21 protein-coding genes are annotated in these 26,309 nt (G+C 65.4%); 17 read left to right on the forward strand and 4 right to left on the reverse strand.

What is annotated here, in order from left to right:
• Positions 1 to 111: 111 nt before the first annotated feature.
• Together ACNPP0_RS12060 and ACNPP0_RS12065 are read right to left on the reverse strand one after the other, a co-directional pair.
• Entirely contained in the window at positions 112 to 1,725 is a 1,614-nt protein-coding gene (locus ACNPP0_RS12060; RefSeq protein WP_332607785.1) for an NAD(P)/FAD-dependent oxidoreductase, read from the reverse strand.
• 61 nt (positions 1,726 to 1,786) lie between these two features.
• Positions 1,787 to 2,881, reverse strand: coding sequence for an MBL fold metallo-hydrolase (locus ACNPP0_RS12065; RefSeq protein WP_448706009.1), 1,095 nt, complete (start codon positions 2,879 to 2,881; stop codon positions 1,787 to 1,789).
• Between the two features lie 170 nt (positions 2,882 to 3,051).
• Between ACNPP0_RS12065 and ACNPP0_RS12070 the strand changes: the two genes are divergently transcribed.
• The 3 genes from ACNPP0_RS12070 to ACNPP0_RS12080 all read left to right on the forward strand — a co-directional run bounded on the left by ACNPP0_RS12070 (position 3,052) and on the right by ACNPP0_RS12080 (position 4,400).
• Positions 3,052 to 3,669 carry a TetR/AcrR family transcriptional regulator gene (locus ACNPP0_RS12070; RefSeq protein ID WP_332607787.1) on the forward strand — a complete coding sequence of 206 codons (618 nt, stop codon included), beginning with the start codon at positions 3,052 to 3,054 and terminating at the stop codon, positions 3,667 to 3,669.
• Positions 3,670 to 3,762: 93 nt separating this feature from the next.
• Positions 3,763 to 4,008: an AbrB/MazE/SpoVT family DNA-binding domain-containing protein gene (locus ACNPP0_RS12075; protein ID WP_332607788.1), complete on the forward strand. Its 246-nt coding sequence runs from the start codon at positions 3,763 to 3,765 to the stop codon at positions 4,006 to 4,008.
• Positions 4,005 to 4,400: a type II toxin-antitoxin system VapC family toxin gene (locus tag ACNPP0_RS12080; protein WP_448706010.1), complete on the forward strand. Its 396-nt coding sequence runs from the start codon at positions 4,005 to 4,007 to the stop codon at positions 4,398 to 4,400. Before ACNPP0_RS12075 ends, ACNPP0_RS12080 begins: the two co-directional genes overlap by 4 nt.
• A 62-nt stretch (positions 4,401 to 4,462) precedes the next feature.
• Here the strand turns inward: ACNPP0_RS12080 and ACNPP0_RS12085 are convergent, their stop codons facing one another.
• Positions 4,463 to 5,095, reverse strand: coding sequence for a hypothetical protein (locus ACNPP0_RS12085; RefSeq protein WP_448706011.1), 633 nt, complete (start codon positions 5,093 to 5,095; stop codon positions 4,463 to 4,465).
• Positions 5,096 to 5,423: 328 nt separating this feature from the next.
• On the opposite strand from ACNPP0_RS12085, the gene ACNPP0_RS12090 reads away from it, so the two are divergent.
• The 6 genes from ACNPP0_RS12090 to ACNPP0_RS12115 all read left to right on the forward strand — a co-directional run bounded on the left by ACNPP0_RS12090 (position 5,424) and on the right by ACNPP0_RS12115 (position 14,189).
• Entirely contained in the window at positions 5,424 to 6,137 is a 714-nt protein-coding gene (locus tag ACNPP0_RS12090) for a gluconate 2-dehydrogenase subunit 3 family protein (protein ID WP_448706012.1), read from the forward strand.
• A gap of 6 nt (positions 6,138 to 6,143) precedes the next feature.
• A complete protein-coding gene (locus tag ACNPP0_RS12095; RefSeq protein WP_332607792.1) occupies positions 6,144 to 7,919 on the forward strand; it encodes a GMC family oxidoreductase in 1,776 nt (591 codons plus the stop codon).
• A 12-nt stretch (positions 7,920 to 7,931) separates the two neighbouring features.
• The gene (locus ACNPP0_RS12100) at positions 7,932 to 9,248 is read left to right on the forward strand and encodes a c-type cytochrome (RefSeq protein ID WP_332607793.1); all 1,317 of its coding nucleotides are present in this window, start codon (positions 7,932 to 7,934) and stop codon (positions 9,246 to 9,248) included.
• A gap of 221 nt (positions 9,249 to 9,469) precedes the next feature.
• Positions 9,470 to 10,051: a P-loop nucleotide/nucleoside kinase family protein gene (locus tag ACNPP0_RS12105; RefSeq protein WP_448706013.1), complete on the forward strand. Its 582-nt coding sequence runs from the start codon at positions 9,470 to 9,472 to the stop codon at positions 10,049 to 10,051.
• 83 nt (positions 10,052 to 10,134) lie between these two features.
• The gene (locus ACNPP0_RS12110; protein ID WP_448706014.1) at positions 10,135 to 11,922 is read left to right on the forward strand and encodes a VRR-NUC domain-containing protein; all 1,788 of its coding nucleotides are present in this window, start codon (positions 10,135 to 10,137) and stop codon (positions 11,920 to 11,922) included.
• Positions 11,919 to 14,189 (forward strand): ATP-dependent DNA helicase, encoded by a 2,271-nt coding sequence (locus ACNPP0_RS12115; RefSeq protein ID WP_332607796.1) that lies wholly within the window; start codon positions 11,919 to 11,921, stop codon positions 14,187 to 14,189. The genes ACNPP0_RS12110 and ACNPP0_RS12115 overlap by 4 nt, the downstream gene beginning before the upstream one ends.
• Here ACNPP0_RS12115 and ACNPP0_RS12120 read toward each other — a convergent pair.
• The gene (locus tag ACNPP0_RS12120; protein WP_448706015.1) at positions 14,167 to 15,702 is read right to left on the reverse strand and encodes an MFS transporter; all 1,536 of its coding nucleotides are present in this window, start codon (positions 15,700 to 15,702) and stop codon (positions 14,167 to 14,169) included. The two genes, ACNPP0_RS12115 and ACNPP0_RS12120, sit on opposite strands and share 23 nt — an antisense overlap.
• 114 nt (positions 15,703 to 15,816) lie before the next feature.
• Here ACNPP0_RS12120 and ACNPP0_RS12125 point away from each other — a divergent pair, with 114 nt between their 5' ends.
• The 8 genes from ACNPP0_RS12125 (at position 15,817) to cheB (ending at position 26,280) form a co-directional block, all read left to right on the forward strand.
• The gene (locus ACNPP0_RS12125) at positions 15,817 to 16,701 is read left to right on the forward strand and encodes a LysR family transcriptional regulator (protein WP_448706016.1); all 885 of its coding nucleotides are present in this window, start codon (positions 15,817 to 15,819) and stop codon (positions 16,699 to 16,701) included.
• A gap of 101 nt (positions 16,702 to 16,802) precedes the next feature.
• Complete coding sequence (locus ACNPP0_RS12130) at positions 16,803 to 18,284, forward strand: amidase (RefSeq protein ID WP_448706017.1); 1,482 nt, start codon at positions 16,803 to 16,805, stop codon at positions 18,282 to 18,284.
• Positions 18,285 to 18,601: 317 nt separating this feature from the next.
• Complete coding sequence (locus ACNPP0_RS12135) at positions 18,602 to 20,218, forward strand: methyl-accepting chemotaxis protein (protein WP_332607800.1); 1,617 nt, start codon at positions 18,602 to 18,604, stop codon at positions 20,216 to 20,218.
• A gap of 7 nt (positions 20,219 to 20,225) precedes the next feature.
• Complete coding sequence (locus ACNPP0_RS12140) at positions 20,226 to 20,759, forward strand: chemotaxis protein CheW (RefSeq protein ID WP_448706018.1); 534 nt, start codon at positions 20,226 to 20,228, stop codon at positions 20,757 to 20,759.
• Positions 20,756 to 22,156 (forward strand): CheR family methyltransferase, encoded by a 1,401-nt coding sequence (locus ACNPP0_RS12145; protein WP_448706019.1) that lies wholly within the window; start codon positions 20,756 to 20,758, stop codon positions 22,154 to 22,156. Before ACNPP0_RS12140 ends, ACNPP0_RS12145 begins: the two co-directional genes overlap by 4 nt.
• A complete protein-coding gene (locus ACNPP0_RS12150; RefSeq protein ID WP_332607803.1) occupies positions 22,149 to 22,835 on the forward strand; it encodes a chemotaxis protein CheW in 687 nt (228 codons plus the stop codon). Before ACNPP0_RS12145 ends, ACNPP0_RS12150 begins: the two co-directional genes overlap by 8 nt.
• The gene (locus ACNPP0_RS12155; protein WP_448706020.1) at positions 22,832 to 25,273 is read left to right on the forward strand and encodes a hybrid sensor histidine kinase/response regulator; all 2,442 of its coding nucleotides are present in this window, start codon (positions 22,832 to 22,834) and stop codon (positions 25,271 to 25,273) included. The genes ACNPP0_RS12150 and ACNPP0_RS12155 overlap by 4 nt, the downstream gene beginning before the upstream one ends.
• Positions 25,270 to 26,280 (forward strand): chemotaxis response regulator protein-glutamate methylesterase, encoded by a 1,011-nt coding sequence (gene cheB, locus ACNPP0_RS12160; RefSeq protein WP_448706021.1) that lies wholly within the window; start codon positions 25,270 to 25,272, stop codon positions 26,278 to 26,280. Before ACNPP0_RS12155 ends, cheB begins: the two co-directional genes overlap by 4 nt.
• Positions 26,281 to 26,309 lie beyond the last annotated feature (29 nt).

Here is a 26,309-nt window from a genome sequence, read left to right on the forward strand (position 1 = left end):
GGCCTTTGTCCCGGGGGGGGGGCTTATCTATCCGGCCTCAGCCTTGGCTATTCAGCCTCAGCCTGCTATTCGGCCTCAGCCTGCTATTCGGCCTCAGCCTGCTATTTGGCCTCAGCCTTGGCGGCCCATGATGCTCAGCGCTACGGCTTCGGCAATCTTGATGCCGTCCACGCCCGCCGACAAGATTCCGCCCGCATAACCGGCGCCTTCGCCGGCCGGGAACAATCCCCGGGTATTCAGGCTTTGCAGCGTGTCGTTGTCGCGCTTGATGCGCACGGGCGACGACGTGCGCGTTTCCACGCCGGTCAGCACGGCGTCGTGCATGCCGAAGCCCTTGATGGTCTTGTCGAACGCGGGCAGCGCTTCGCGAATGGCCGTGATGGCAAAGTCGGGCAGCGCTGTGGCCAGGTCGGTCAGGTGCACGCCGGGCGTGTACGACGGCAGCACGGACCCGAATTCCGTGGACGCCTTGCCCGCGATGAAGTCGCCCACCAACTGGCCGGGCGCGCTGTACGTTTCGCCGCCCAGCACAAAGGCCTGCGATTCCCACTTGCGCTGGAAGTCCACGCCGGCCAGCACGTGTTCCGGGTAGTCTTCTTCGGGCGAAATCCCGACCACGATGCCGGCGTTGGCATTGCGTTCGTTGCGCGAATACTGGCTCATGCCGTTGGTCACGACGCGGTTCGGCTCCGACGTGGCGGCCACCACCGTGCCGCCCGGGCACATGCAAAAGCTATAGACCGACCGCCCGTTGCTGGCGTGATGCACCAGCTTGTAGTCGGCCGCGCCCAGGATGGGGTGGCCGGCGCTGGGGCCAAAGCGCGCCTTATCGATCAGCGACTGCGGGTGTTCGATACGGAAGCCGATCGAAAACGGCTTGGCTTCCATGAACACGCCTTGCTCGTGCAGCATCTGGAACGTGTCGCGCGCGCTGTGGCCGATGGCCAGCACCACGTGGTCGGCTTCGATGTGCTCGCCACTGGCCAGCGTGACGCCGGTGACCTGGCCGTTTTCGCGATGCAGCGTTTCCACCTTGCTGGAAAAGCGCACTTCGCCACCGAGCTTGGTGATGGTGTCGCGCATGACTTCCACCATGCCCACCAACCGGAACGTGCCGATGTGCGGCTTGCTGACGTACAGGATTTCTTCCGGTGCGCCGGCCAGCACGAATTCCTTCAGGACCTTTTCGCCGTAGTGCTTGGGGTCCTTGATCTGGCTGTACAGCTTGCCGTCCGAAAACGTGCCCGCGCCGCCTTCGCCAAACTGCACGTTGGACTCGGGGTTCAAGATGCGCTTGCGCCACAGGCCCCAGGTGTCCTTGGTGCGTTCCCGCACCGCCTTGCCCCGTTCCAGGATGATGGGCTTGAACCCCATCTGCGCCAGCACCAGGCCGGCGAACAGGCCACAGGGGCCGGTGCCGATGACGATGGGGCGCTTGGTCAGCGTGGCGGGCGCCTGGGCGACGAATTTGTATTCGGTGTCGGGCGTAGGCTTGACGTGGCGGTCGTCATGAAAGCGCGCAAGCAGCGCGGCCTCGTTTTCCACGTCGATATCCAGCGTGTAGGTCAGCAGGATATTGTGCTTTTTGCGCGCGTCGTAACTGCGCAAAAAAATGGTGAAGCCGTGCAGGTCGCTGGCCGGTATGCCCAGTTTCTTGAGAATCGCGGCGGGCAATTCCTCGGGCGTGTGGTTCAACGGCAGCTTGATTTCGGTCAGTCGCAACATGCTTCGGGTCCAGAAGGTGGGCGATCACAACGTCGCCAAACGCGGGATTGTACTGGAGCGATCAGGCGGCGGCGTGGCCGATTCGCCACCAGGGGGAGCCCACCTCCGGGGTCTCTATCGCCACCCGTTCCCCCATGACCGGCGTTGTCAGCGCGACGCCTTTGGCCGCTGCCAGCGCGGCAATGCGTTCAAACGGGTCTTCCCATGCGTGCAGCGCCAGGTCGAACGTGCCGTTGTGGATCGGCAGCAACCAGCGGCCGCGCAGGTCCAGGTGGGCTTGCAGGGTTTCTTCGGGCTGCATGTGTACGAAGGCCCAGCGCTTGTCATAGGCGCCGGTTTCCATCAGCGTCAGGTCGAAGGGGCCGTAGGTGTCGCCGATGGTTTTGAAGCCGTCGAAGTAGCCGCTGTCGCCGCTGAAGAAGACGCGCAGGTCGGCGTCCTGGATGACCCACGAGGCCCACAGGCTGCGGTCTGAGTCGGTCAGGCCGCGTCCCGAAAAGTGTTGGGCCGGTGTGGCGGTCAGGCGCAGGCCGTCGACCTCGGTGGATTGCCACCAGTCCAGTTGCTCGACGCGAGCGGGGTCCACGCCCCAGGCGATGAGCTGGTCGCCGACGCCCAAGGGCGTGATGAAACGGGCGGTCTTGGCGGCCAGCTTGGCGATGGCGGCGCGGTCCAGGTGGTCGTAGTGGTTGTGCGACAGGATCACGCCGGCAATGGGCGGCAGGTCTTCGATGGAAATGGGCGGGGCGTGAAAGCGCGCGGGGCCGGCCCATTGCACGGGCGAGGCGCGCTTGGAAAATACCGGGTCGGTCAGCCAGAAGCGGCCGCGCAGTTTCAAGAGGATGGTGGAGTGACCCAGGCGATACAGGCTGCGGTCGGGCGCGGCTTGCAGGTCGGCCAGGGTGAGGGTGCGCACGGGAATCGTTTGCTCGGGGACCGTGCCACGGGGCTTGGCGAAGAAGAACGTCCACATCAGTTTCACGCCTTGCCAGAAGCCCAGCGAGGGGCGCGGCAGTGGATTGTGGAAACGGCCTGCATGGTGTTGGGGCGACTGCGGATAGCTGGGCTGGGCGGACGGGCAGGAGGTGAGGGCGGTCACGGCTAGAGTTCCAGGCAGGGGAAGGGGCAAGGGCGTTGCGGCTGATACAACATGCATCGCGCAAAAATTACACTGCGCAGTGTTGTTTTGATTTTCTGAAAAGTACACTGGGCGGTGTAAAATTTCGCGTCGCCAATGGGGCGTATTTCGGCCACATACTTCAGCCGCGCACATCGACGCGCACCGCTCGCCCGCGTGCGCCACCCACCTGACAACGAGCCCGCTTCATGCCCAATCCCCCGCTCCGCCTGACCGACCGCAAACGCCAGGCCATCGTGCGCGCGGCGGTGGAAGAGTTTCGGTCAGCCGGATTTGATGCCACTAGCATGGACCGCATCGCCGCCGCGGCGGGGGTCTCCAAGCGGACGGTCTACAACCATTTCCCCAGCAAGGAAACGCTGTTCTCGTTGATTCTTGAAGAGCTATGGGCCAGCAGCGCGGCCAGTGTTGCGCTGGCGTATCGGGCCGACGAGGCGCTGGACCAGCAGTTGCGGCAGTTGCTGATGCAAAAGCTGGACCTGCTGGCGGACCCCAACTTCATCGACCTGGCCCGCGTGGCCATGGCTGAAATCATCCATTCCCCCGAACGCGCCCAGGCCATCGTGTGCCGCATGGGCGAAAAAGAGGGCGGCGAAACGGCCTGGATACGGGCGGCCGTCCAGGATGGGCGGCTAATGGACGTGGACCCCGAGTTCGCCGGCCACCAGTTGCAGGGGCTGGTCAAGAGCTTTGCCTTCTGGCCGCAAGTCACGCTGGGGCAACCGCCATTGAGCGCCACCGAGCGTAAGCGCGTGGCAGATTCGGCGGTGGAGATGTTCCTGGGATGCTACGCGCGGCGCGGGTGACGGGGCGCATAGGGTTGCTGCAATCCGATGGCGCGGCCTTGCGCAAGCGCGTGCCTTACATTATGGTAAGGCACACTTCCAAGGAGCTAGCCAATGCCTTCCGCCACCGTGACTTCCAAGGGCCAGATCACCATTCCGGTCGATGTACGGAACCGTCTGGGCCTGTCGACTGGCGACAGAATCGAGTTTGTTCTAAACGAGGCAAGCGGCCGTTACGAAATGGTGCCGGCAACGTACTCGGTTACGGCGCTCAAAGGCATCATCGCGAAACCACGCAAACCCGTCACGATTGAAGAGATGAACGACGCGATCGCCGAGCAGGGCAAGTCAGCGCGATGATTGGCCTGGATACCAATGTGCTGGTGCGCTACTTCGCGCAGGATGATCCGGTGCAGACGCGGAAAGCAAATGCCCTGATCGAATCTTTGACTGCCGAGCAACCCGGTTTCGTCACCTTGGTGGCTCTGGTCGAAACGGTATGGGTGCTTGGTCGGGCCTACGATGCGCCGCGCTCTTCCATTGTGGTGGTCATCGAAACCCTGCTTCGCACGAAGGAAATTCATGCCGAGGCGGGCGAGACGGTATGGAAGGCAGTGCGTTTGTACGCCGCCTCCACAGCGGATTTTGCAGATTGTCTGATCGAGCGCACCGGACACGAGGCGCTGTGTGAATACACGGCGACCTTTGACGTGAAGGCGGCAAAAGCCACCGGCATGCGCCTGATCAAATAGTCCGTGCGGGATGCATTGGCGGACGCAAAGCACTCGTGTCGTGTCGCGCGACGGCAATCGCCCTAAAACACATTCAACGCCCGCGCCACCCAAAGCGCCAAGCCCACGGCGATGCCGATTAAAAGCGCGCGCCGCAGGCCGCCGCTTTTGGGCACGGCGCCGGGGGACGCGGCGGGGTCCATCTCGACGCGCGCGCCCTGCGCGGCGGCAGTGCTTGGGGGCCTGCCGGTTTCAGCGGCGTCCGGCGCGTCAGCCACCGGCGCAGACGTTGCCGCTATCGCACCCGCGCCATCACCGTCCGTCTCAATCGTGAACACAGGTTTGCCAGTGCGGGCAGCGTGATCACCGGACATATCTTCAATCTGCACCCCGGCGTTTTTCAGCATGTCCCACAGGCCTTTCATGCCTTCGCCGTCGCGCAGCGCCTCGATGCGTTCGCGCAGGGCGCGCGGAACCTCGTCAAGGCTGTCGTAGTGGCGGCCGTTGACGGTGACGGCGCCGTTGTCGATATCAACCTTGAACGCTTCGCCGTTTTCCGTGCCGGCGTAGCTCCATTTTTCTTGGACGTTCACGGTGCCCGGCCCACCGCCCAATAGTTCTTCGATGCTTGCCTGCTGTTCGGGCGTCAAGTTCGTTGTGGAACTCCAGCTGCGTGTTGTCGTCGAACTTTTCCAGATCTTCGTCTTGTCGTTCATGCCTGCCATCCGTGGTGTTCCAACCGCGAAATATACAGAATCCGTTCACCCGGCTGTCAGAAAAGCCCGCTTTTGCGGGCTTCTTACTTTGTCCTTAAAGCAAAAGACTTTTCCATGTCAAGAATTTCGGTCTGATCCGCTCAGATGGGCAGATCAGATGCGTGAATCAGCGCATAATGCAACACCTTCTCTTACGTCCCTAATGAAGAGAAGGATCAGCTTGTTTCTGTAAGTACAGAGCGTGTTGTCACTAGCTCGGCAGTTCGTGTTTCCAGGGTTCATGTTCGGTAGCGCGCTAGGACAACTTGGAAAATTCACGGAGATGTCTATGACAGATGATGCAAAGCCGCGTCGTCGGTTTCTTCAGGCGTTGGCTATCGTGCCGGCGTCGACATTGGCGGTTGGTGCACTGACCACCGGCTGTACCAACGCTGCGGACACCAAGACCGCCGCGCCCGCCAAGCCCTACGAGCCCACCTATTTCACCAAGCCCGAATGGGACTTCATCGTTGCCGCGGTGGATCACCTGATCCCCGCCGACCAATACGGTCCCGGCGCGATCGAAGCGGGTGTGCCCGAATTCATCGACCGTCAGATGGAAACGCCGTTCGGCCACGGCAAGCTCTGGTACATGCAGGGCCCGTTCCACACCGACCAGGTGCCTGAACTGGGCTACCAACTGAATCAAAACCCGCGCGAGGTCTATCGCCACGGCATCGAAGCCTGCAATGCCTGGTGCGTGAAAACGCACGGCAAGGTGTATGCCGAACTGGACAGGGCCTTGCAGGAACAGATCCTGAAAGACCTGCAAGGCAACAAGATCAAGCTGGAAGCCGTTCCCGCTTCGACCTTCTTCAGCTTCCTGCTTTCCAACACCAAAGAAGGCTTCTTTGCCGACCCGATCTACGGCGGCAACAAGAACATGGTGGGCTGGAAGATGGTGGGCTTTCCCGGCGCGCGCGCCGACTACATGGACTGGGCTGACCAGCCCAACGTCAAGTATCCCTATGGCCCCGTGTCGATCTCTGGGGAAAAGGGTTAATCAATCATGGCAATCAAGAAAGACAAAGTTGATGCGGTCCTGGTCGGGTTCGGCTGGACCGGCGCAATCCTGGGCCAGGAGCTGACCGAAGCCGGCCTGCACGTGCTGGCGCTGGAACGCGGCGGCATGCAGGACACCCCCAAGGACGCCGAATACCCCAAGGTGATCGACGAGCTTGCCTATTCGGTGCGCGGCAAGTTGTTCCAGGACCTGTCGAAAGAAACCGTGACCATCCGCCACGGCGTGGACGACGTGGCCGTGCCGTATCGGCAGAACGGTTCGTTCCTGCTGGGCACGGGTGTGGGCGGCGCGGGCTTTCACTGGAACGGCATGCACTACCGCGTGCTGCCCGAAGAACTGGAACTGCGCACGCGCTACGAAACGCGCTACGGCAAGAACTTCATCCCGGAAGGCATGACCATCCAGGACTTCGGCGTGACCTACGACGAACTGGAACCGTACTTCTCCAAGTTCGAATACGTATGCGGCACGTCGGGCAAGGCCGGCAACCTGAACGGCAAGATCGTGGAAGGCGGCAACCCGCTGGAAGGCAAGCGCAGCAAGGAATTCCCGCTGCCCCCGCTGACCACCACCTACGGCGCGCAGCTGTTTGAAAAGGCCGCGCGTGAAGTGGGCTTCAACCCGTATCCCGCGCCCGCTGCCAACGCGTCCGGCCCGTACACCAACCCGTACGGCGTGCGCCTGGGCCCCTGTAATTTTTGCGGCTTCTGCGAAAACTACGGCTGCTACATGTATTCCAAGGCATCGCCGCAGACAACGATTCTGCCGGTGCTGCTGAAGAAGCCGAACTTTGAATTGCGCACGCATTCGCAAGTCATCAAGGTGAACCTGGATTCGACCGGCAAAAAGGCCATTGGCGTGACGTATATCGACGCCCAGGGCCGTGAAGTCGACCAGCCGGCCGACCTGGTGATCCTGTCCGCCTACCAGATGCACAACGTGCGTTTGCTGCTGCTGTCAGGCATCGGCAAGCCGTATGACCCCAAGACCAACGAAGGCGTGGTGGGCAAGAACTACGCTTACCAGATGAACGGCGCGGTCAACGTGCTGTTGCCCAAGGGCACGCAGCTGAACCCCTTCGTGGGCACGGGCGCGGGCGGCGTCGGCATGGACGACCTGAACGGCGACCAATTCGATCACGGCCCGCTGGGCTTTGTGGGCGGCGCCAGCATCCGCCACGTGCGTTACGGCGGCCGTCCGATCAAGCAGACGCCCACCACGCCGGGCACGCCGTCGTGGGGCACCGCCTGGAAAGCCGGTGTGCAGGACGCGTACCAGCGCTACATGACGATTGGCATCTCGGGCTCGGTGATGTCGTACCGCGACGCCTATCTGTCGCTGGACCCGACCTACAAGGACGCCTTCGGCCAACCGCTGCTGCGCATGACGTTCGACTGGCACGACAACGAATTCGACATGCTGGGCTACATGGGCAAGCGCATGGAAACCGTGGCCAAGGCCATGAACCCGGAAAAGCACTTCGTGGCGGTGCGCAAAAAGGGCGCGCGCTACGACACGCGCGTCTACCAAAGCACGCACAACACGGGCGGCGCGATCATGGGCTCGAACCCCAAGGAAAGCGTGGTCAACAAGTACCTGCAAAGCTGGGATGTGCCGAACGTCTTCGTGATGGGCGCCTGCGTGTTCCCGCAGAACATGGGCTACAACCCGACCGGGTTGGTGGGCGCCTTGGCCTATTGGGCCGCGCAGGCGATCCGCGATCAGTACTTGAAGAACCCCGGCCCGCTGGTCCAGGCATAAGGAGACGGAACAATGTTCAAGCAAACCATTGTTGCGGCCTTCTCGGCCCTGGTCGCCAGCGCCGCTTTCGCGGCGGACGGCACGCCGGCCTCGAACGACGCGCAGATGATCAAGCAGGGTGAATACCTGTCGCGCGCCGGCGATTGCATCGCCTGCCACACGGCCGGGGGCGGCAAGCCCTTTGCCGGCGGCCTGGGCATCGAATCGCCACTTGGCACGATCTATTCGACCAACATCACCCCCGACAAAGAAACGGGTATCGGCAACTACACGTTGGAGGACTTCGACCAGGCCGTGCGCCACGGCAAGGCCAAGGACGGGCATTCGCTGTATCCGGCCATGCCTTACACCGCGTACGCCAAAGTCACCCCCGAGGACGTGAAGGCGCTGTACGCGTACTTCATGCATGGGGTCGAGCCGGTCAAGCAGGAAAACAAGGACACGGATATCTCGTGGCCCATGTCGATGCGCTGGCCGCTGACGGTGTGGCGCTGGATGTTTGCGCCGGACGTGGTGAACGGCCCGGCTGCCAGCGACCTGAAGGGCGCCGACCGCGCGGCACTGCTGCGCGGCCAGTACCTGGTCGAAGGCCTGGGCCATTGCAGCACCTGCCACACCCCGCGCGGCTTTGCCTTGCAGGAAAAGGCGCTGAGCGATGCGGACGGTTCTGCCTTTTTGTCGGGCGGCGTGGTCGAAGGCTGGCTGGCCAAGAACCTGCGCGGCGACATGGTCGACGGCCTGGGCAGCTGGACCAAGGAAGACATCGCCGTCTTCCTGAAGTCCGGGCGCAACGGCCATTCGGCCGCGTTCGGAGGCATGGCGCAGGTGGTGCAGGACAGCACGCAACACCTGACCGATGACGATTTGAACGCCATCGCCGTGTACCTGAAGAGCTTGCCGCCGGTGAACAAGGACGCCGCCACCAAGCCCCTGGCCTATGACGAGACCGTGGCGCAAGCGCTGCGTACCGGCAAGGACAAGGGCGACGGCGCCATGGCCTTCCTGAACAACTGCGCCGCCTGCCATCGCAGCACCGGCAAGGGCTACACGGAAACGTTCCCGCAGTTGGCGCTGAGCTCGACGGTGAATTCGGCGGACCCCACGTCGCTGATCCACATCGTGCTCAAGGGCGCGCAGATGCCGGGCACGACGGCGGCCCCGACCGCCTACGCCATGCCCGGCTTTGACTGGCGCATGACCGACAAGGAAGTGGCCGACGTGGTGACCTTTGTGCGCTCCAGCTGGGGCAACAAGGGCGCGGCGGTCAGCGCCGCCGACGTGGCCAAGGTCCGCAAGGACGTCGGCGCGGCAGCGCAGCCGGCGCGTTAAGGCAGTGTGGAAGTGGCCGCTTTTCGAGGCGGCCATTGACAACATTGCGCGCCAGGCGCAATGTTGTGCCCATGCGCCTAACCCTGAACGCGTTCGCCGTGATTATTAGCCGCCTTGTCACCAAGGTGGGTTAGCGCGCATCGGTACAACGCCACACAAACCCGCCAACCGGCGGGTTTTTTGTTGGCTCGCCAGGCATAGATTCCCCAGGAGAGCCTTGCATGACGCCGCCGTCCCCGACCCAGACCCCCGCCCAAATTCGAACCCAGGCCCAAGGCCAAGCTCAAACCGAAGCTCAGGCCCGAAGCCCGTCCTTCACGCCTGCCACCCTGCATTTTCTGTGCGGCAAGATTGCCGCCGGCAAGTCCACCCTGGCCGCGCAGCTTGCCGCGCAACCCCATACGGTGCTGATCAGCGAAGATGCGTGGCTGGCGGCTTTGTATCCCGGCGAGATCCTGGGCATCGCGGATTACGCCCGCTGCGCGGATAGGCTGCGCAACGCCATGGGTAGCCATGTGGCGGCTTTGGTGGGGGCAGGGGTGTCCGTGGTGCTGGACTTTCCGGCCAATACGCTGGCGGGCCGGCAATGGCTGCTGGACGTGGCGCGGCAAGCGGGCTGCCCGCATCAGTTGCACTACTTGCGCGCGTCGGATGCGCTGTGCAAAGCGCGGTTGCGCGCGCGCAACGCGTCCGGTACGCATGCATTTTCCACATCGGATGCGCAGTACGACGCCATCACCGCCTATTTTGTCGAGCCCGATCCGCGGGAAGGGCTGACCATCGTGACACACGCGCAAGGCTGAGACCCGTCGCAAGAATGTCCCGGTACAACGCCGGGCCGCCTGCTATGATTACTGGATAAAACCCCAGCTATCCGGCCCGGCCGATGTTTCCTCCGCACCGTTACTACTATCTGCACAATTTTCAGCGCGCCCTGGCGTGGGTCGGCGACCGCTATGCCGACCTGCTGGACGCCGCCGAGCGCCGCTTCCTGGCGGACTTCCAAGCCTTGCCGCAAGCCTCGCAGGCGTTGATGGTGCGCATGCTGATGCGCCGTGGGCCGTGGTTTCGGGCCAGCCGGCTGGTTTACGAGGAAATCGGCAACGCGGTCGACGCCGCCGGGCCGCTTGCGGCGCTGGGTTGGCTGGATGCCCGGGCGCCGATGACGCTGGATGAATTGTTCGACCTGCATACCAAGCCTGAGCTTTGCCGGCTGTTTTTCGGCGCAAGTTCGGGCGCAAGTTCGGGCTCAAACTCGGGCTCAAAATCGGGCTCAAACTCGGGCTCAAATTCGGGCGCAAATCCGGGCTCAAATCCGGGCTCAAATCCGGCATCAAATTGCGGCCCAAGCACAGGCCCGGATCACTTCGCCAGCCTCAAACCCACCGCGCGCAAAGCCGATCTGCTGATCGCGCTGCGTGCCGTGCACGACGCGCCCCGGCCTTATGCCGAATGGAACCCCGTTGCGCAAGAACCCGTCTGGCGCGTCATGGTCGGCGACTTGTGCGAACGCTTGCGCCTGATGTTCTTCGGCAATCTGCACCAGGACTGGTCGGAATTCGTGTTGGCTGACCTGGGCGTCTTCCAGTATGAAACCGTACCGTTTGATGCCTCGTCCCGCGCGTTCCAGACGCGGGCGGACGTAGACGCTTATCTGGCGTTGCACGCCTGCCGGACGGCATTGGAAGAAGGCGCGAACATGCCCGACCTGCTGGCCCGAGTACACGGCTGTGTCAGCCAAAACCCCTGGCTGGAAAAGCGCCGCGCCAAGGTGCTGCTGCGCATCGGGCAGGCATGTGAACGGGCCCGCGACTGGCCCACTGCGCAAGCCGCCTATGAGCAATGCGCGTACCCCGGCGCGCGCCACCGCCGCATCCGCGTGCACGAGCGCATGGCCCGGTATGACAAAGCGCTGACCCTGGCGCTGCAAGCGCGCGACGCACCCGAAAGCGAAGAAGAAAGCCAGCGCGTGGCGCGCATGTTGCCGCGGCTGTATCGCGCGGTGGGGCAGGGCCGGCCGACCCGCCCGCCCGTTCACCCCGTGCCGCGCACCGATCTCACGCTGCAACGGCCGCCCACGCCGGCGTCGGTTGAATTCATCACGCGCGATCACCTGCATCAAGACGACGCGCCCGTGCACTACGTGGAAAACGCGCTGCTTAATTCCCTGTTCGGCCTGCTGTGCTGGCCCGCCGTGTTCGCGCCGTTGCCGGGTGCGTTCTTTCATCCGTTCCAACGCGGCCCGGCCGACCTGGACGCGCCTGATTTTTACCAGCGCCGCCAAGACCTGTTCGCCGACTGCCTGGCGCAACTGGACACGCCCGAATATCGCGACGTGATCTTGCAGCGCTACGCCGATAAAGCCGGTGTGCAATCGCCGTTTGTGTTCTGGGGCGCCTTGTCCGAAACCTTGCTGACGCTGGCGCTGGATTGCCTGCCCGCCGCGCACCTGAAACTGGTTTTCACGCGCCTGCTGCGCGACGTCAAGACCAACCGTTCCGGTTTGCCGGACCTGATTCGTTTCTGGCCCGCCCAGCGCCGCTATGAACTGATTGAAGTGAAAGGCCCGGGCGACAAGCTGCAAGACAACCAGATCCGGTGGTTGCAGTACTGCGTGTCGCACGGCATGCCGGTGCGCGTGTGCCACGTCAGCTGGCAGGAGGGCGCAGCATGAGCTATGCCGTGGCGGTGCGCGCGCTGTGCGAATTCACGGCGCGGGCCGGTGACCTGGACTTGCGCTTTACCCCCGCGCCGACCGGCCTGGAGGGCATGGCGGGGCACGCGGTTGTGACGGGGCGGCGCGGCCCGCGGTACGAAACCGAGGTCTCGTTGTCGGGCCGGCACGAGGGCCTGCTGGTGCGGGGGCGCGCCGATGGCTTTGACCCCGTCTTGAACCAGCTTGAAGAGGTCAAGACGTATCGCGGCCAGTTGGACAGCGTGCGCGACAACCACCGCGCCGTGCATTGGGCGCAGGCGCGGGTCTATGGGCATCTGCTGTGTGAATCGCGCGGGCTGGAGCAGGTGCGCGTGGCGCTGGTGTACTTCAACGTGGTCACCGAAGAAGAAACGGTGCTGACAGAAACGCATGACGCAGCAAAGCTGCGCGCGTTCTTCCAGGAACAATGCAAGCGTTTCCTGGCCTGGGCCAAGACTGAACTGGCGCATCGGCAGGCGCGCGACGCAGCACTGGAAAAACTGGCGTTTCCGCATGGCGAATTCCGTGCCGGGCAGCGCGAGCTGGCCGTGGCCGTGTACCGCACCGCGCGCGACGGCCGCTGCCTGATGGCGCAGGCGCCCACCGGTATCGGCAAGACGCTGGGCACGATTTTCCCGCTGCTCAAAGCCAGCCCCGGCGCGGGCCTGGACAAGATTTTTTTCCTGGCGGCCAAGGGCTCGGGCAGGGCGCTGGCCGTTCAAGCGCTGGACACCGTCAACGCGCAACCCGCCGCGCCCGGCCTGCGCGTGCTGGACCTGCAAGCGCGCGACAAGACCTGCGAGCATCCGGATTTGGCCTGCCACGGGGATTCCTGCCCCTTGGCGCAGGGCTTCTACGACCGCCTGCCACAAGCCCGCGCGGCGGCGGTGCAGCACGCACGGCTGGATGCGCCCACGGTGCGTGCCGTTGCCCGGGAACACCACGTTTGCCCGTATTACCTGTCGCAAGAGCTGATTCGCTGGAGCGATGTGGTGGTGGGCGACTACAACTATTACTACGACGCGTCGGCCATGCTGTACGCCATGACGCAGGCGTACCAATGGAAAGTGGCGGTGCTGGTGGACGAGGCGCACAACCTGGTGGACCGGGCGCGTCGCATGTACACGGGCGAGCTGGACCAAGCCTCGTTGTCGGCGGCGCGCTATGCCGCGCCCAAAGAACTGAAAAAGCCGCTGGATGGCTTGCAGCGGTCGTGGAACGCGCTGAACAAAAAGCAGACGGAACGCTATCAGGCGTACGACGCGGTGGCGGCCGGTGTGCTGTCGGCCGTGCAGAAAGCGGTGGGCGCCATCATGGAATACATGGCGCAAACGCCCTTGCCGCAAGACGACCCCGTGTTGAGCTTCTACTTTCAGGCGCTGCAATTCATGCGTCTGGCGGAACAATTTGGCTCGCACGCCTTGTTCGACGTGACGCTGTCTGACGTGGGAGTGGCCAGCGCCAAGACCCGGCCATCCACCCTGTGCGTGCGCAACGTGATACCCGCCCCGTACCTGGCGGCGCGCTACGCGGCGGCGCACGCTACCGTGCTATTTTCCGGCACGCTAAGCCCGCAGCAGTTCTATCGCGACACGCTGGGCTTGCCGCGCGATACGCCGTGGATCGACGTGGCCGCGCCGTTCCAGGCCGAGCAGTTGGCGGTGCGCGTGGTGGGCAATGTGTCCACCCGCTATCGCGACCGCGAGCGCTCGCTGGCGCCCATCGTTGACCTGATAGCCACCCAGTACGCCGAGCGGCCGGGCAATTACCTGGGGTTTCTCAGCAGCTTTGATTACCTGCGCCAGGTGTCCGACCTGATGCGCGAGCGCCATCCCGCCGTGCCGATCTGGTTGCAGACGCCCGGCATGGACGAAGCGGGCCGGGCGGCATTTCTGGCGCGCTTTACCGAAACGGGGCAGGGCGTGGGTTTTGCGGTGCTGGGCGGCGCGTTCTCGGAAGGGGTGGACCTGCCCGGCAAGCGTCTGATCGGCGCGTTCATCGCCACGCTGGGCTTGCCGCAGGTCAACCCCGTGAATGAAAACATGAAGCGGGCAATGGACCAGCGCTACGGCGAGGAAAACGGCTACGACTACACCTACCTGTACCCCGGGATGCAAAAGGTGGTGCAGGCGGCCGGGCGCGTCATCCGTACGGAAAACGATGTGGGCACGGTGCACCTGATCGACGACCGCTACCGCCGCGCCAAGGTGCGCGGCCTGCTGCCTAGCTGGTGGCGGGTGGACTGAGCCGCGCGGCAACCGGGTCGCGACGGCCCAACAGCAATGTGACGGCCAGCGCGGTCAGCACGGCGATGGCGGCCAGGGCATGCAAGACGTGGCGAAAGGCGTAGTCGTAGGCGCGGTGCAGCAGCGGCATGGCATCGGTCACGGATGCCGGCAGCCGCGCCGCCGCGGCGTCCAGCTGCCCCAGCGCCGCGCGGTTGGCGGCCGCCACCAAGCCTTGCGCGTCAGGCATCGCCGCCGTCAACTGCGTCTGGATCAGCAACGCCAGCAGCGCGCTGACCACGGCGATGGCCACGCCGTCCGCCGACACGCGCACCGTATTAAAAATGCCGGTTGCCATGCCGACGTTGCGGGCGTCGACCACGCTGACCGCCATTGCGTCCATCAAGCCCCACGGCAAACCGATGCCGCACCCGATCAGCAGCATCGGCATCCAAAGCGCCGCCGTGCCCGCGTCCAGGATGCCGGCCAGCCACACCAGGCCAGCCGCCACCGCCAACAGCCCCATGGCCGACAGCACGCCGGGCCGAAACCAGCGGGTCAGCAACGCGGCCACGAAGGGCACGACCAGCAAAGGCGCGGCCAGGCCGATCATCAGTTGCCCCGCTTGCAGCGCGCTATGGCCATCGATGCCGATGAAGCGGCCAGGCAGCAGCGCGACCAGCACAATGAACAAAAACGCCGGGGAAGCCGCCAGCACCTGCACGCCGACAAAGCGGGCGCTGCGGAACAGGCGCAAGTCCAGCATGGGCCGAGCCACCCGGCGTTCAATGCGCACGAAGGCCACGGCCAACAGCACGGACGCCAGCAGTGCGGCCAGGACGTGCTTGTCCGTCCAGCCCGCTTCGGGCGCCAGCAGGATGCCGTAGGTGAACAGCCCCAGCGCGCCGGTAAAACTGATGGCGCCCGGCCAGTCCAGCCGGCCTTGCACTGCGCGGGCCGTGGGGCGCACGCTGACGGCGACCATGGCGGCGCCCAACACGCCCACCGCACCGGTAGCCAGGAACACCCACTGCCAGCCGGCCGCGTCCCCCATCCAGCCGGCAGCCAGTGGCCCGAACGACAGGCCCACGCCAAACGTGGTGCCCAGCAGGCTGAACGCGCGGGTGCGCGCTACGCCGTGGAAAAGCGGCGCCAGCGACGACATGGCGGCGGCGAAGGCGGCCGCGCCACCCACGCCCTGCATCAGCCGCAACAGGTTGATCCAGCCCGTCGTCGGCACGAACGCGATGGCGAAGGTCGTGACGCAAAAGCCCGCCAGGCCCAGCAGCCAGACGCGGCGCGGCCCGTACAAATCGGTCAGACTGCCCGCCACCATGATGACGCTGCCATAGGCCAGGATGTAGCCGTTCAAGATCCAATTCAGTTGCACGGGCGTGCCGCCCAGGTCGTGGCTGATGGACGGCAGCACGACGGCGGGGCCGGTAAAGCACAGTGGAATCAACAACGCGGTCAGGCAGGCCGACAGCAATTGCAGCCACCGGTGGCGGGGGGCGGAATGATCGTGGGTGGGCATGGGACGCGCCAGGGAAATCGAAAGGACGGCCAGCTTAGGGCGCGACGCACCAAAGAAAAATAGGCTAGGATTCCCGACATTCCGGACATTCATGTCCGTATTGGAGGGCGTGGAATGGATAGCCTGAGCGGCATAGGGGTGTTTGTGCTGGTGGCGCAGGCGGGCAGCTTTGCCGAGGCGGGGCGCGCGCTGGGGGTGTCGCCCTCGGCGGTGGGCAAGAGCATCGCGCGGATGGAAGCGCGCTTGAAGGTGCGGCTGTTTCATCGCAGCACCCGGCAGCTGGCGCTGACGCCGGAAGGCGAGAAATTCCTGGATCGTTGCCGCCGTATCCTGGCCGAGGTCGAAGCGGCGGAGCTGGAGCTTTCCGCCGCCTCGCACGCCCCGCAAGGCAAGCTGCGAGTGAGCCTGCCGCGTTACAGCGGTTTGTTCGATATCAGCATCGCCAGCTTCATGCGGCAGTATCCCGATGTCGAACTGGACCTGGACTTTACCGACCGCATGGTCGATGTCATCGGCGAAGGCTACGACGCCGCGGTCCGCACGGGCGAGATGGACGACTCTGGCCTGAAGCGCCGCCGGCTGGGTCCGTTCCGCCGGGTGCTGGCGGCTTCGCCCCACTATCTGCGTCAGCATGGCACGCCCAAACGCGCCGCCGATCTGCTGGGCCACGCCTGCCTGCATTACCGGTATCCCGCCACGGGGCGCCTGGAAAAATGGCCGTTCAAGCTGGGGCCGGATGCGCAGGCGCCCGAGCTGCCGTTGACGCTGGTGTGCAACAGCGTGGAAATGCGGATTGCGCTTGCCGTGGGCGGGCAGGGCATTGCCTGCCTGCCCGACTTCACGATCCGCCGGGAATTGGCGGCGGGGCAACTGCAACTGGTGATGGAAGACCGCACGCGCGGCGGCGGCACGATGTGGGCGTTGTGGCCCGCCAGCCGTCAGGCCTCGCCCAAACTGCGCGTGTTCATTGACCACCTGGCGCAGCATTTGTTTGCGTAGCGGCGCTGGCCGGGGGGCGCCCAGGTTGCGTAGTATGTCGCCTGGGCGCACTGGCCCAGCCAGCCAGTCCGACAACCATCACGATAATCCGGAGACCCCGCATGCCTCTCGCCACGTCGATCGACGCCGTCAGCCTGAACCCCATCGTCGCCATGCCGGCGCATGCCTTGTCGGACGCGATCCGGCGCCGCGAGCTGTCCTGTGTCGAGGTCATGCGCGCCTATCTGACCCATATCGGCCAGGTCAACCCCAAGATCAACGCCATCGTCGCGCGCCGTGATGCCGACGAACTGCTGCGCGAGGCGGCTGAGCGCGATGCGCAACTGGATGCGGGCCAGTGGCTGGGCTGGATGCACGGCATGCCGCAAGCGCCGAAAGACCTGACCGCCGTGCGCGGCATGGTCACGTCGATGGGCTCACTGGTCTACAAGGACCAGGTTACGCAACACGATTCGATCATCGTCGAACGCATGCGGGCCGCGGGCGCCCTCTTTATCGGCCGCACCAACGTGCCGGAATTCGGGCTGGGGTCGCACACCTATAACCCTGTGTATGGCACCACGGGCAACCCCTACAACCCCAGCAAGACGGCGGGCGGCAGCAGCGGCGGCGCGGCGGCGGCGCTGGCCGCGCGCATGCTGCCGGTGGCCGACGGCAGCGACTTTGGCGGGTCGCTGCGCAACCCGGCGGCGTTCTGCAACGTGTACGGCATGCGGCCGTCGGCGGGGCGCGTGCCGTTCGGGCCGTCGCCCGAAGTGTTCTTGAAACAGCTGTCCTACGAAGGCCCCATGGGCCGCACTCCGCGCGATGTGGCGATGCTGCTGTCCGTCCAGGCCGGGCACGACAAGCGCTCGCCCTTGTCATTGCGTGACGACCCGGCGCAGTTCAGCGCTGCGCTGGACGCAGATATGCGCGGCAAGCGGGTGGGCTGGTTGAGCGACTGGAAAGGCTACCTGCCGATGGAGCCCGGCATTCTTGACGTTTGCGCGCAGGGCCTGGCCACGCTGGACACCGTGGGCTGCGACGTGGTCGATTACGACGTGCCGTTCGCCGGCGACCGGCTGTGGCGAATGTGGCTGACGCATCGGCACCTGATGGTGGGCGGGCAGTTCCGGGCGTTGGTGCAGGATCCGGCCACGCGCAAGCTGGTCAAGCCCGCGCTGATCTGGGAAGTGGAGGGCCTGGACGGCATCAGCGGGCTGGACGTCTATCAGGCCACGCAAGAGCGCAGCGCGTGGTACCAGACGGTGCTGCGCATGTTCGAGGAGGTGGACTTCCTGGCGGTCCCGTCGGCGCAGGTGTTTCCGTTTGACACCACGCTGGACTGGCCTAAGCACATCGCCGGGCGCCCCATGGATACCTATCACCGCTGGATGGAAACCGTTACGCCGTGGACGCTGGCCGGCTGCCCGGTGATCAGCGTGCCGGTGGGCTTCAACCCCGACGGCCTGCCGATGGGCATGCAACTGATCGGGCCGCCCCAAGCGGACCTGGACGTGCTGCGTCTGGCCCAGGCGTACGACCAGGCCTGCGACTGGGTCGCGGCGTATCCGCCCGCGGCGCTGTGGTCCGCGTCGGCGTAGCGTCGGCAGCGGCCTGAGCGTTCCGGGCTGCCTGCGCGATCCTGGCTGCCTGAGCGTTCCGGGTGGCCAAGTGTTCCGCATCGCCAGAGCGGCCCGCGCCGCGTCCCCCTGCGCGCTACGCATCCTCGTCCAGAAAATACAAGCTTTGTAAGTGATCTTTGCTTTTTTCTGACGAATGCGCCATTTTTACGGGGATTTCCCTAGTTTTTCATGGCTGGGTGGTCCGGGCTTTGCAATAATCAGCCAAATTCCCCACATCCTGTCATGGGTTCAGGGGCGGGCGTTGTCGTGTGGCACCACCACAAAGGTCTTCCAGTATGAATAATCTGACTCTTCGCCAGCGCATTTTGGCCAGCTTCATGGTCATCCTGGCCATCATGGCCTTGATGGTGGTGGTGGATTACCGCCGCCTGCTGCATATCGAAGACGAAGTGGTGATGATCAACACCGACGCCGTGCCGGGCATTTACTACAGCACGTCGATCCGGGCGTCGTGGTTTGCAAGCTTTGTCGTGGTGCAGGACGCTTTCAATAGCGACACCGAGCAGGAACGCCGCGCCACGCTGGAAACGCTGCCCAAGAGCGATCAGCAACTGCAAGAGAACGTCGATTTCTACCGCCGCACGATTGCGCGCGAGGACGATCGCGCCATGTTCGCGGAATTTGAAAAGGATCTACAGGATTACAAGCGCATCCGCGCCGACATCCTGGCCGGGGCGGTGGCCGATCCGGTCGGGGCCCGAATGCGCGTCAAGAACGAACTGCGGCCCGCCTTCTACAAGGGCCGCGACATCCTGGCCAAGATGGTGGCCGAAAACAAAAAGCAGGCCGATGACGCCGCCGTCAGCATCAAGTCCGCCGTGGATTCCGCCGAGGTCGGCATGCTGGTGTCGCTGGCGTTCGCCATTGCGGCAGCAGTGGTGTGCGGCTTCCTGCTGATGCGCGCCATCGCCAACCCCATGCGCGACATCGTCAAGACGCTGGAATCGACCGGGGGCGGTGACCTGACGCGGCGCCTGTCGCTGGCGCGCAAGGACGAATTCAACGCCATCGAAACCGGCTTCAACGGCATGGTCGATGAGCTGACCGGCCTGGTGGGCAAGACGCAGCGCTCGGCCGTGCAGGTCGCCACGTCGGTGACCGAAATCGCCGCCACCTCCAAGCAGCAGCAAGCCACGGCTTCCGAAGTGGCGGCCACCACGACCGAGATCGGCGCAACCTCGCGCGAAATCTCGGCGACCTCGCGCGAATTGGTGCGCACCATGACGGAAGTGTCCAGCGCGGCCGAGCAGACGGCGTCGCTGGCGGGCAGCGGGCAGGTGGGCCTGGCGCGCATGGAAGACACGATGCGCAACGTGGTGGGCGCAGCGGGTTCGGTCAACGCCAAGCTGGCCATCCTGAACGAGAAGGCGGGCAATATCACCCAGGTGGTGACCACGATTACCAAGGTGGCGGACCAGACGAACCTGTTGTCTTTGAACGCGGCGATTGAAGCCGAGAAGGCCGGCGAATACGGCCGTGGGTTTGTGGTGGTGGCGACCGAGATCCGCCGTCTGGCCGACCAGACCGCCGTGGCCACCTACGATATCGAACAGATGGTGCGCGAGATCCAGTCGTCCGTGTCGGCCGGTGTGATGGGCATGGACAAGTTCTCGGAAGAAGTGCGCCGGGGCATGGCCGACATGCAACAGGTGGGCGATCAGCTGTCGCAGATCATCCAGCAGGTGCAGACGCTGGCGCCGCGCGTGCAGATGGTCAACGAAGGCATGCAGGCGCAGGCCACGGGCGCCGAGCAGATCAACCAGGCCTTGCAGCAATTGAGCGACGCGGCCCAGCAAACAGTGGAATCGCTGCGCCAGTCCAGCCTGGCCATTGAAGAACTGACGCTGGTGGCCAACGACCTGCGCAGCGGCGTGTCGCGCTTCAAGGTCTGATGCTTCCATGGCGGAAACTGCTTCCTCGCCCATTGCCAGCGCTGCCGGCGCCGCCAACGCGGCGGCCCGGCGGCTGTATCTGTTGTTCCGCATCGGCGGCGACCGCTATGCGCTGGACGCGGGGGATGTGATCGAGGTGCTGGGTCTGCGCGTCTTCAAGCAAGTGCCGGGCGCCCCGTCCTGGGTGGCCGGCATGCTGCAATGGCGCGGCGCGACGGTGCCGGCCATCGACATGAGCGCGCTGGCGGGCCACGCCGACTCGGCCCGCGTTACCAGTACCCGTCTGGCGATGGTGCGCTACCGGGCCGGCGGGGCGGCGGCCGAGCACGTGCTGGGCCTGATCCTGGAACAGGCCACCGAAACCGTGCATTACGACCCCGCCGCATTTCAGCCGTTTGCGCTGGATAACGCCAATGCGCGCTACCTGGGGCCCGTGCTGAACGACGGGCAGGGCATGGTGCAGGCGGTGGGCGTGAATGAATTGCTGCCGCCGCCCGTGCGCGCGATGCTGTACCCGGCGGACCGGGAGATCACGCCATGATGCTGGTCGACGAATTCAGCGCCTTGCTAAAACGCAAGATGGGGCTGGACAGCGGCTCCATCGGCAAGGCGGCCGTCGAACGCGCGGTGCGCCACCGGATGGGCGCGGCGGGCGTGGCCGACGAACACGATTACCTGACGCGCCTGCACAGCACGCCGGCCGAGATGCAGCAGCTGATCGAAGCCGTGATCGTGCCCGAGACCTGGTTCTTTCGGTATCCGGAATCGCAGACGGCGATGGCCACGCTGGCGCGTGAACGCCTGTTCGCGGCGGGCGCGCCCGACGGTCGGGTGCTGCGCGTGTTGAGCATGCCGTGTTCCAGCGGCGAAGAACCGTATTCCATCGCCATGGCTTTGCTGGACGCCGGCGTGCCCGCTGCGCGTTTCCAGATCGATGCCGTGGACATCAGCGAACGCATGGTCCAGTTTGCGCAACGCGCCGTGTATGGCCGCAACTCGTTTCGCGGCGATGATCTGGCGTATCGCGACCGCCATTTTGCTGAGACGGCCGACGGCCACCAACTGTCCGCGCAGGTGCGGGAACGCGTGTGTTTTCGGCAGGGCAATGTGTTCGACAGCCAACTGCTGCCGGGCACGGCGCCGTATGACTTCGTGTTCTGCCGCAACCTGTTGATCTACTTCGACGGGCCGACACAGGAACGCGCGGTGCAGGTGCTGCGGCGCTTCACGCGCGGCGACGGCGTCATTTTCGTGGGCCCGGCTGAAACCAGCCTGCTGACCGCGCGGCGCCTGCCGTCGGTGGCGATGGCGCGCTCGTTCGCCTTCCGTAATCAGGCCATGCCGCCTCAAGCCGAGATGCCCGCGTCGTCCAGGCCGATCGTGCACGCGTGGACGCCGCCCCGCCGGCCCGTGGCGCAGGTTCCGACTGGACACCTGCCGGTGCCGCATGCGGCGATTCCGCCCGCTTCGGAGGCGTCGCCGGTGCGCTCGCCCGTGGCCGGCCCGACCGGGACGTCCAGGTCGACGTCGGGGGCGACAAACGCCGCTAGCTGGCAGGCATCGCCCGGCGCGGCGACCAGCGCATCGACCAGTACACCCAGCACACCGACCCGCGCATCCCCCAGCGCCGAAACTTCCCTACGCCAGATCGCCACGCTGGCTGACCGGGGCCGCGTGCAAGACGCGCTGGCGCAGTGCCGCGCGCATATCGACATCCACGGCGTCAGCGCTGATGCGCTGCATCTGCTTGGCCTGTTGCAGGATGCGGCCGGCGACTCGCGCGAGGCGCAGGCGTCCTATCGCAAGGCGCTGTACCTGGACCCCACCCATCGCGAGGCGCTGCTGCACCTGGCGGCGCTGATCGCCTCGGCTGGCGATATCGAAGGCGCCCGCCGCCTGCAAGCGCGCGCGGCGCGACAGGAGGCCCGACGTGGTTGAACCCATCGCGCTGCTGTCCGATGTTGACGATTGCTGGAACCGCATCGGCATCCGCGGCGACAAAACCTGCCCGCAATTGCCCGAGCACGTGCATTGCCGCAATTGCCCCGTCTACGCCGCCGCCGCCAAACGCATCCTGGACCGACTGCCGCCGCAGATGGACGCTATTGACGGTGATTCGTCAGACGGCGACCACGACAAGCCCCGTGAAGACGTTCGAATGTCTTCGTTGCTGGTCTTCCGGCTGGGCCGCGAATGGCTGGGCCTGCCGACGCGTGCGCTGGACGAAGTGGCCGGCACGCGAGGCATCCTGGCGCTGCCCCATCGCCGCGATCCGGCGGTGCTGGGCGTGACCAACGTGCGCGGCACCTTGACCGTCTGTGTGTCCCTGGCACGCCTGCTGGGGCTGGACATGGCGCCGGCCCCGCTGGATGTGCGCGAACGCTCGGGCGCCGCGCGCATGTTGATTTTCGGTGGCGCGGGCCGGGCCGTGGTGCTGCCCGTGGACGAGGTTGAAGGGATACACGCCGTCGACCTGGACCGGTTGGAACCGCTGCCGGCGACGGTGCAAGGCGCGGCCCTGAAATATTCGCGCGGCGTGCAGCGTTGCGGCAACCGTAGCGTGGGCGTGCTGGACGAGACCCAATTGATGCAAGCCTTGGAACGGAGTCTGGCGTGAACCCGGACGAAATGCGCGATGCCTCGCTGCTAGAGCTGTTTCAGCTTGAGACCCGCACCCAGGTGCAGGTGCTGAACAACGGCCTGTTGGCGCTGGAACACGACCCTACCTCCGCCGCGCAGCTGGAAGCCTGCATGCGAGCGGCGCATTCGCTGAAAGGGGCGGCCCGTATCGTGGACCTGCACCCCGCCGTGCGCATCGCGCACGCCATGGAAGATTGCCTGGTGGCCGCGCAGGAAGGGCGGCTGCGCTTGCAGGCAGACGATATCGACGCCTTGTTGCTGGGCACTGACCTGTTGCAGCGGGTCGCCACGCCCGGCACGGAACTGGGCGGTGAAATCGATGAACTGGTGGTGCGCCTGAGCAGCGCGCCGAACGCGCCGCCGCCCGTTGCCCCGCGCGCGGCCCGACCCTCGGATTTCCTGCCGCCGATCAAGCGTATCGAAGATGAACCGGCGGCGGCAGCGGCGCCATCTACGACGCCATATACGACGCCGTACGCAGCCCCAAGCCTGGGGCCCTACACGACCCCGAACGCGACGACGATTCAGCCGGCAAGTCCACTCGCAAACCCGCGGGCAAGTCAGCCAGCAAACCCGCCGCCAGGCGCGCCACCGCATGCGCCGCAATCTGCCTCGCCCACATCCCAGCCGTCCGGCCGCCGTAGTTCCGATCAAGGGCTTTCCGAAAGCGAACGGGTCTTGCGCGTCACCGCCGACACGCTGAACAAGCTGCTGGGTCTGTCCAGCGAAACGTTGGTGGAATCGCATTGGGTCGGGCCGTTTGGCGCGTCCATGTTGCGGCTGCGGCGCATGCAGGCGGGCGCCGCGCAAGCGCTGGACGGCGTGCGCAGCGCCCTGGCCGGGCAGCAGCTGGACTCGCGCGCGCAGGCGGCGCTGGATGACGCCCAGCGCATCGTGGACCAATGCCAGCAGGAACTGATTCAGCGCACGAATGAAGTGGATGAATTCGGCTGGCGCATGAGCCATCTGGCGCAGCGCCTGTACGACACCGCGCTGACCTGCCGCATGCGCCCGTTTGCCGACGGCGTGGGCGGCATGGCGCGCATGGTGCGCGACCTGGGCCGTGCGCTGGGCAAGCAGGTGCGCCTGGAAATTGATGGCGACGCCACGCAGGTGGACCGCGACATCCTGGAAAAGCTGGACGCGCCGCTGATGCACCTGCTGCGCAACGCCGTGGACCATGGCATTGAAATGCCGATGGACCGCATGGACGTCGGCAAGCCGCCCGAAGGCTTGATCCGGCTGTCGGCGCGCCATTCGGCCGGCATGCTGGTAATTGAACTGAGCGATGACGGTTCCGGCATTTCGCTGGACCGGCTACGCGTTGAAGTCGTGCAGCGCAAGCTGACCACGGCGGAAACGGCCGCCCGCCTGAGCGAGGCCGAGCTGCTGGAATTCCTGTTTCTGTCCGGCTTCAGCACGCGCGGTGAAGTCACTGAAATTTCGGGGCGCGGCGTCGGGCTGGACGTGGTCCAGACCATGGTGCGCCAGCTGCGCGGCGCTGTGCGTGTGCACCAGACCACCGGGCAGGGCACGCGTTTTGTGCTGGAAATGCCGCTGTCCTTATCGGTGGTGCGCAGCCTGCTGGTCGAGGTGCAGGGCGACATCTACGCGTTTCCGCTTGCCTACGTCAGCCACGCCTTGCAGGTGCGTTCGCAAGAGATCGAACAACTGGAAGGGCACCAGCACTTTCGCTTCATGGACAGGCAGGTGGGCCTGGTGTCCGCGCGGCAGATCCTGCGGGGCGGCGAGCCGGCGCCCTCGGCGGAGTCGATGGCGGTGGTGGTCGTGGGCGATCACGACAAGCGGTACGGCATCGCCGTGGACCGCTACGTCGGCGAGCGCACGCTGGTGGTGCAACCGCTGGACCCCCGGCTGGGCAAGGTGCAGGACGTGATGGCGGGGGCGTTGATGGACGACGGCACGCCGCTGTTGATCCTGGACGTTGAAGACATGCTGCTGTCGGTACAAAAACTGATCGAAGGCGGCCGGCTGACGCGGGTGGACGGTGGTGGCCCCATCGCCCAAGAGCGCCGCCGCAAGCGCGTGCTGGTGGTGGACGATTCCCTGACCGTGCGCGAGCTGGAACGCAAGCTGCTGGTGAACCGGGGCTTCGACGTGGCCGTGGCGGTGGATGGCATGGACGGCTGGAACATGCTGCGCGGCGAGGATTTCGATCTGGTCGTGACCGATGTGGACATGCCGCGCATGGACGGCATCGAGCTGGTGTCCCGCATCAAGGCCGACCCCAAGCTGCAAGGCCTGCCGGTGATGGTGGTGTCGTATAAGGATCGCGAAGAAGACAGGCGGCGCGGGCTGGATGCCGGCGCTGATTACTATCTGGCCAAGGGCAGCTTCCATGATGACGCGCTGTTGGACGCTGTCGAGGACTTGATCGGGAAGGCACTGACGTGAGAATCGGCATCGTCAACGATATGCAGATGGCCGTTGAAACCCTGCGCCGCGCCATCGCGCTGGAACCGGGGCTGGAAGTGGCGTGGGTGGCGTCCAACGGCGAGGAGGCGGTGGCGCAATGCGCGCGCGACCGGCCCGACGTGGTGTTGATGGACCTGATCATGCCCGTCATGGACGGGGTAGAGGCCACGCGCCGCATCATGGCGGAAACGCCGTGCGCCATTGTGGTGGTGACGGTGGACGTGGCCCGCCACACGGCACGGGTGTTTGACGCCATGGGCCACGGCGCGCTGGACGCGGTGGACACGCCCGTGGTCACCGGCGGCGACATGCGCGCCGCCGCCGCACCCTTGCTGCGCAAGATTCGCAACATCGGCTGGTTGATCGGGCGCTATGGCAACCGGCCCACGCTGACGCCCGTGCCCAAATCGGCGGCGCGCGCCGACGCGCAGCGCTTGCTGGTGATCGGCGCGTCGGCGGGCGGGCCGGCCACGCTGGCGCAGCTGCTAAGCGATCTGCCGCTGGATTTTCCGGCCGGCATCGTGCTGGTGCAGCACGTGGACGCTTCGTTCGCGGCGGGCATGGCGGACTGGCTGAACGATCAGGTGTTGCTGCCCGTGCGGCTGGTGCGTGAGGGCGAACGCCCGATGCCCGGCCAGATCCTGCTGGCGGGCACGGACGACCATCTGCATCTGTTGCCCGACGGCACGCTGCGCTACACCCAGGACCCCAAGGAAAGCCTGTACCGGCCTTCCATCGACGTGTTCTTTCACAGCGTGGCCCAGCACTGGCGCGGCACCGCCGTTGGCGTGCTGCTGACCGGCATGGGCCAGGACGGCGCGCGTGGCTTGAAGGCCATGCGTGAGCGGGGCTGCCTGACCATCGCGCAAGACCAGGCTACCAGTGCCGTCTACGGCATGCCCAAGGCGGCCGCCGCCATGCAGGCCGCAGTGGAAATCAAACCATTGAACCTGATCGCCCCGCGCTTGATTCAGGCCCTGGCCTGAGCGCGCAATGCGGTTCAACATCAAGGACT

The organism is Achromobacter semiaridum (assembly GCF_053543755.1).

What these genes read in the sequence shown, in the direction of transcription:
- ACNPP0_RS12135 (WP_332607800.1), top strand. Translation starts at nt 18,602, where the DNA reads ATGAATAATCTGACTCTTCGCCAGCGCATTTTGGCCAGCTTCATGGTC.
- ACNPP0_RS12110 (WP_448706014.1), top strand. Translation starts at nt 10,135, where the DNA reads ATGTTTCCTCCGCACCGTTACTACTATCTGCACAATTTTCAGCGCGCC.
- ACNPP0_RS12130 (WP_448706017.1), top strand. Translation starts at nt 16,803, where the DNA reads ATGCCTCTCGCCACGTCGATCGACGCCGTCAGCCTGAACCCCATCGTC.
- ACNPP0_RS12120 (WP_448706015.1), bottom strand. Translation starts at nt 15,702, where the DNA reads ATGCCCACCCACGATCATTCCGCCCCCCGCCACCGGTGGCTGCAATTG.
- ACNPP0_RS12115 (WP_332607796.1), top strand. Translation starts at nt 11,919, where the DNA reads ATGAGCTATGCCGTGGCGGTGCGCGCGCTGTGCGAATTCACGGCGCGG.
- ACNPP0_RS12140 (WP_448706018.1), top strand. Translation starts at nt 20,226, where the DNA reads ATGGCGGAAACTGCTTCCTCGCCCATTGCCAGCGCTGCCGGCGCCGCC.
- ACNPP0_RS12090 (WP_448706012.1), top strand. Translation starts at nt 5,424, where the DNA reads ATGACAGATGATGCAAAGCCGCGTCGTCGGTTTCTTCAGGCGTTGGCT.
- ACNPP0_RS12060 (WP_332607785.1), bottom strand. Translation starts at nt 1,725, where the DNA reads ATGTTGCGACTGACCGAAATCAAGCTGCCGTTGAACCACACGCCCGAG.
- ACNPP0_RS12145 (WP_448706019.1), top strand. Translation starts at nt 20,756, where the DNA reads ATGATGCTGGTCGACGAATTCAGCGCCTTGCTAAAACGCAAGATGGGG.
- ACNPP0_RS12100 (WP_332607793.1), top strand. Translation starts at nt 7,932, where the DNA reads ATGTTCAAGCAAACCATTGTTGCGGCCTTCTCGGCCCTGGTCGCCAGC.
- ACNPP0_RS12085 (WP_448706011.1), bottom strand. Translation starts at nt 5,095, where the DNA reads ATGAACGACAAGACGAAGATCTGGAAAAGTTCGACGACAACACGCAGC.
- ACNPP0_RS12075 (WP_332607788.1), top strand. Translation starts at nt 3,763, where the DNA reads ATGCCTTCCGCCACCGTGACTTCCAAGGGCCAGATCACCATTCCGGTC.
- ACNPP0_RS12070 (WP_332607787.1), top strand. Translation starts at nt 3,052, where the DNA reads ATGCCCAATCCCCCGCTCCGCCTGACCGACCGCAAACGCCAGGCCATC.
- ACNPP0_RS12095 (WP_332607792.1), top strand. Translation starts at nt 6,144, where the DNA reads ATGGCAATCAAGAAAGACAAAGTTGATGCGGTCCTGGTCGGGTTCGGC.
- ACNPP0_RS12105 (WP_448706013.1), top strand. Translation starts at nt 9,470, where the DNA reads ATGACGCCGCCGTCCCCGACCCAGACCCCCGCCCAAATTCGAACCCAG.
- ACNPP0_RS12125 (WP_448706016.1), top strand. Translation starts at nt 15,817, where the DNA reads ATGGATAGCCTGAGCGGCATAGGGGTGTTTGTGCTGGTGGCGCAGGCG.
- ACNPP0_RS12080 (WP_448706010.1), top strand. Translation starts at nt 4,005, where the DNA reads ATGATTGGCCTGGATACCAATGTGCTGGTGCGCTACTTCGCGCAGGAT.
- ACNPP0_RS12065 (WP_448706009.1), bottom strand. Translation starts at nt 2,881, where the DNA reads ATGCATGTTGTATCAGCCGCAACGCCCTTGCCCCTTCCCCTGCCTGGA.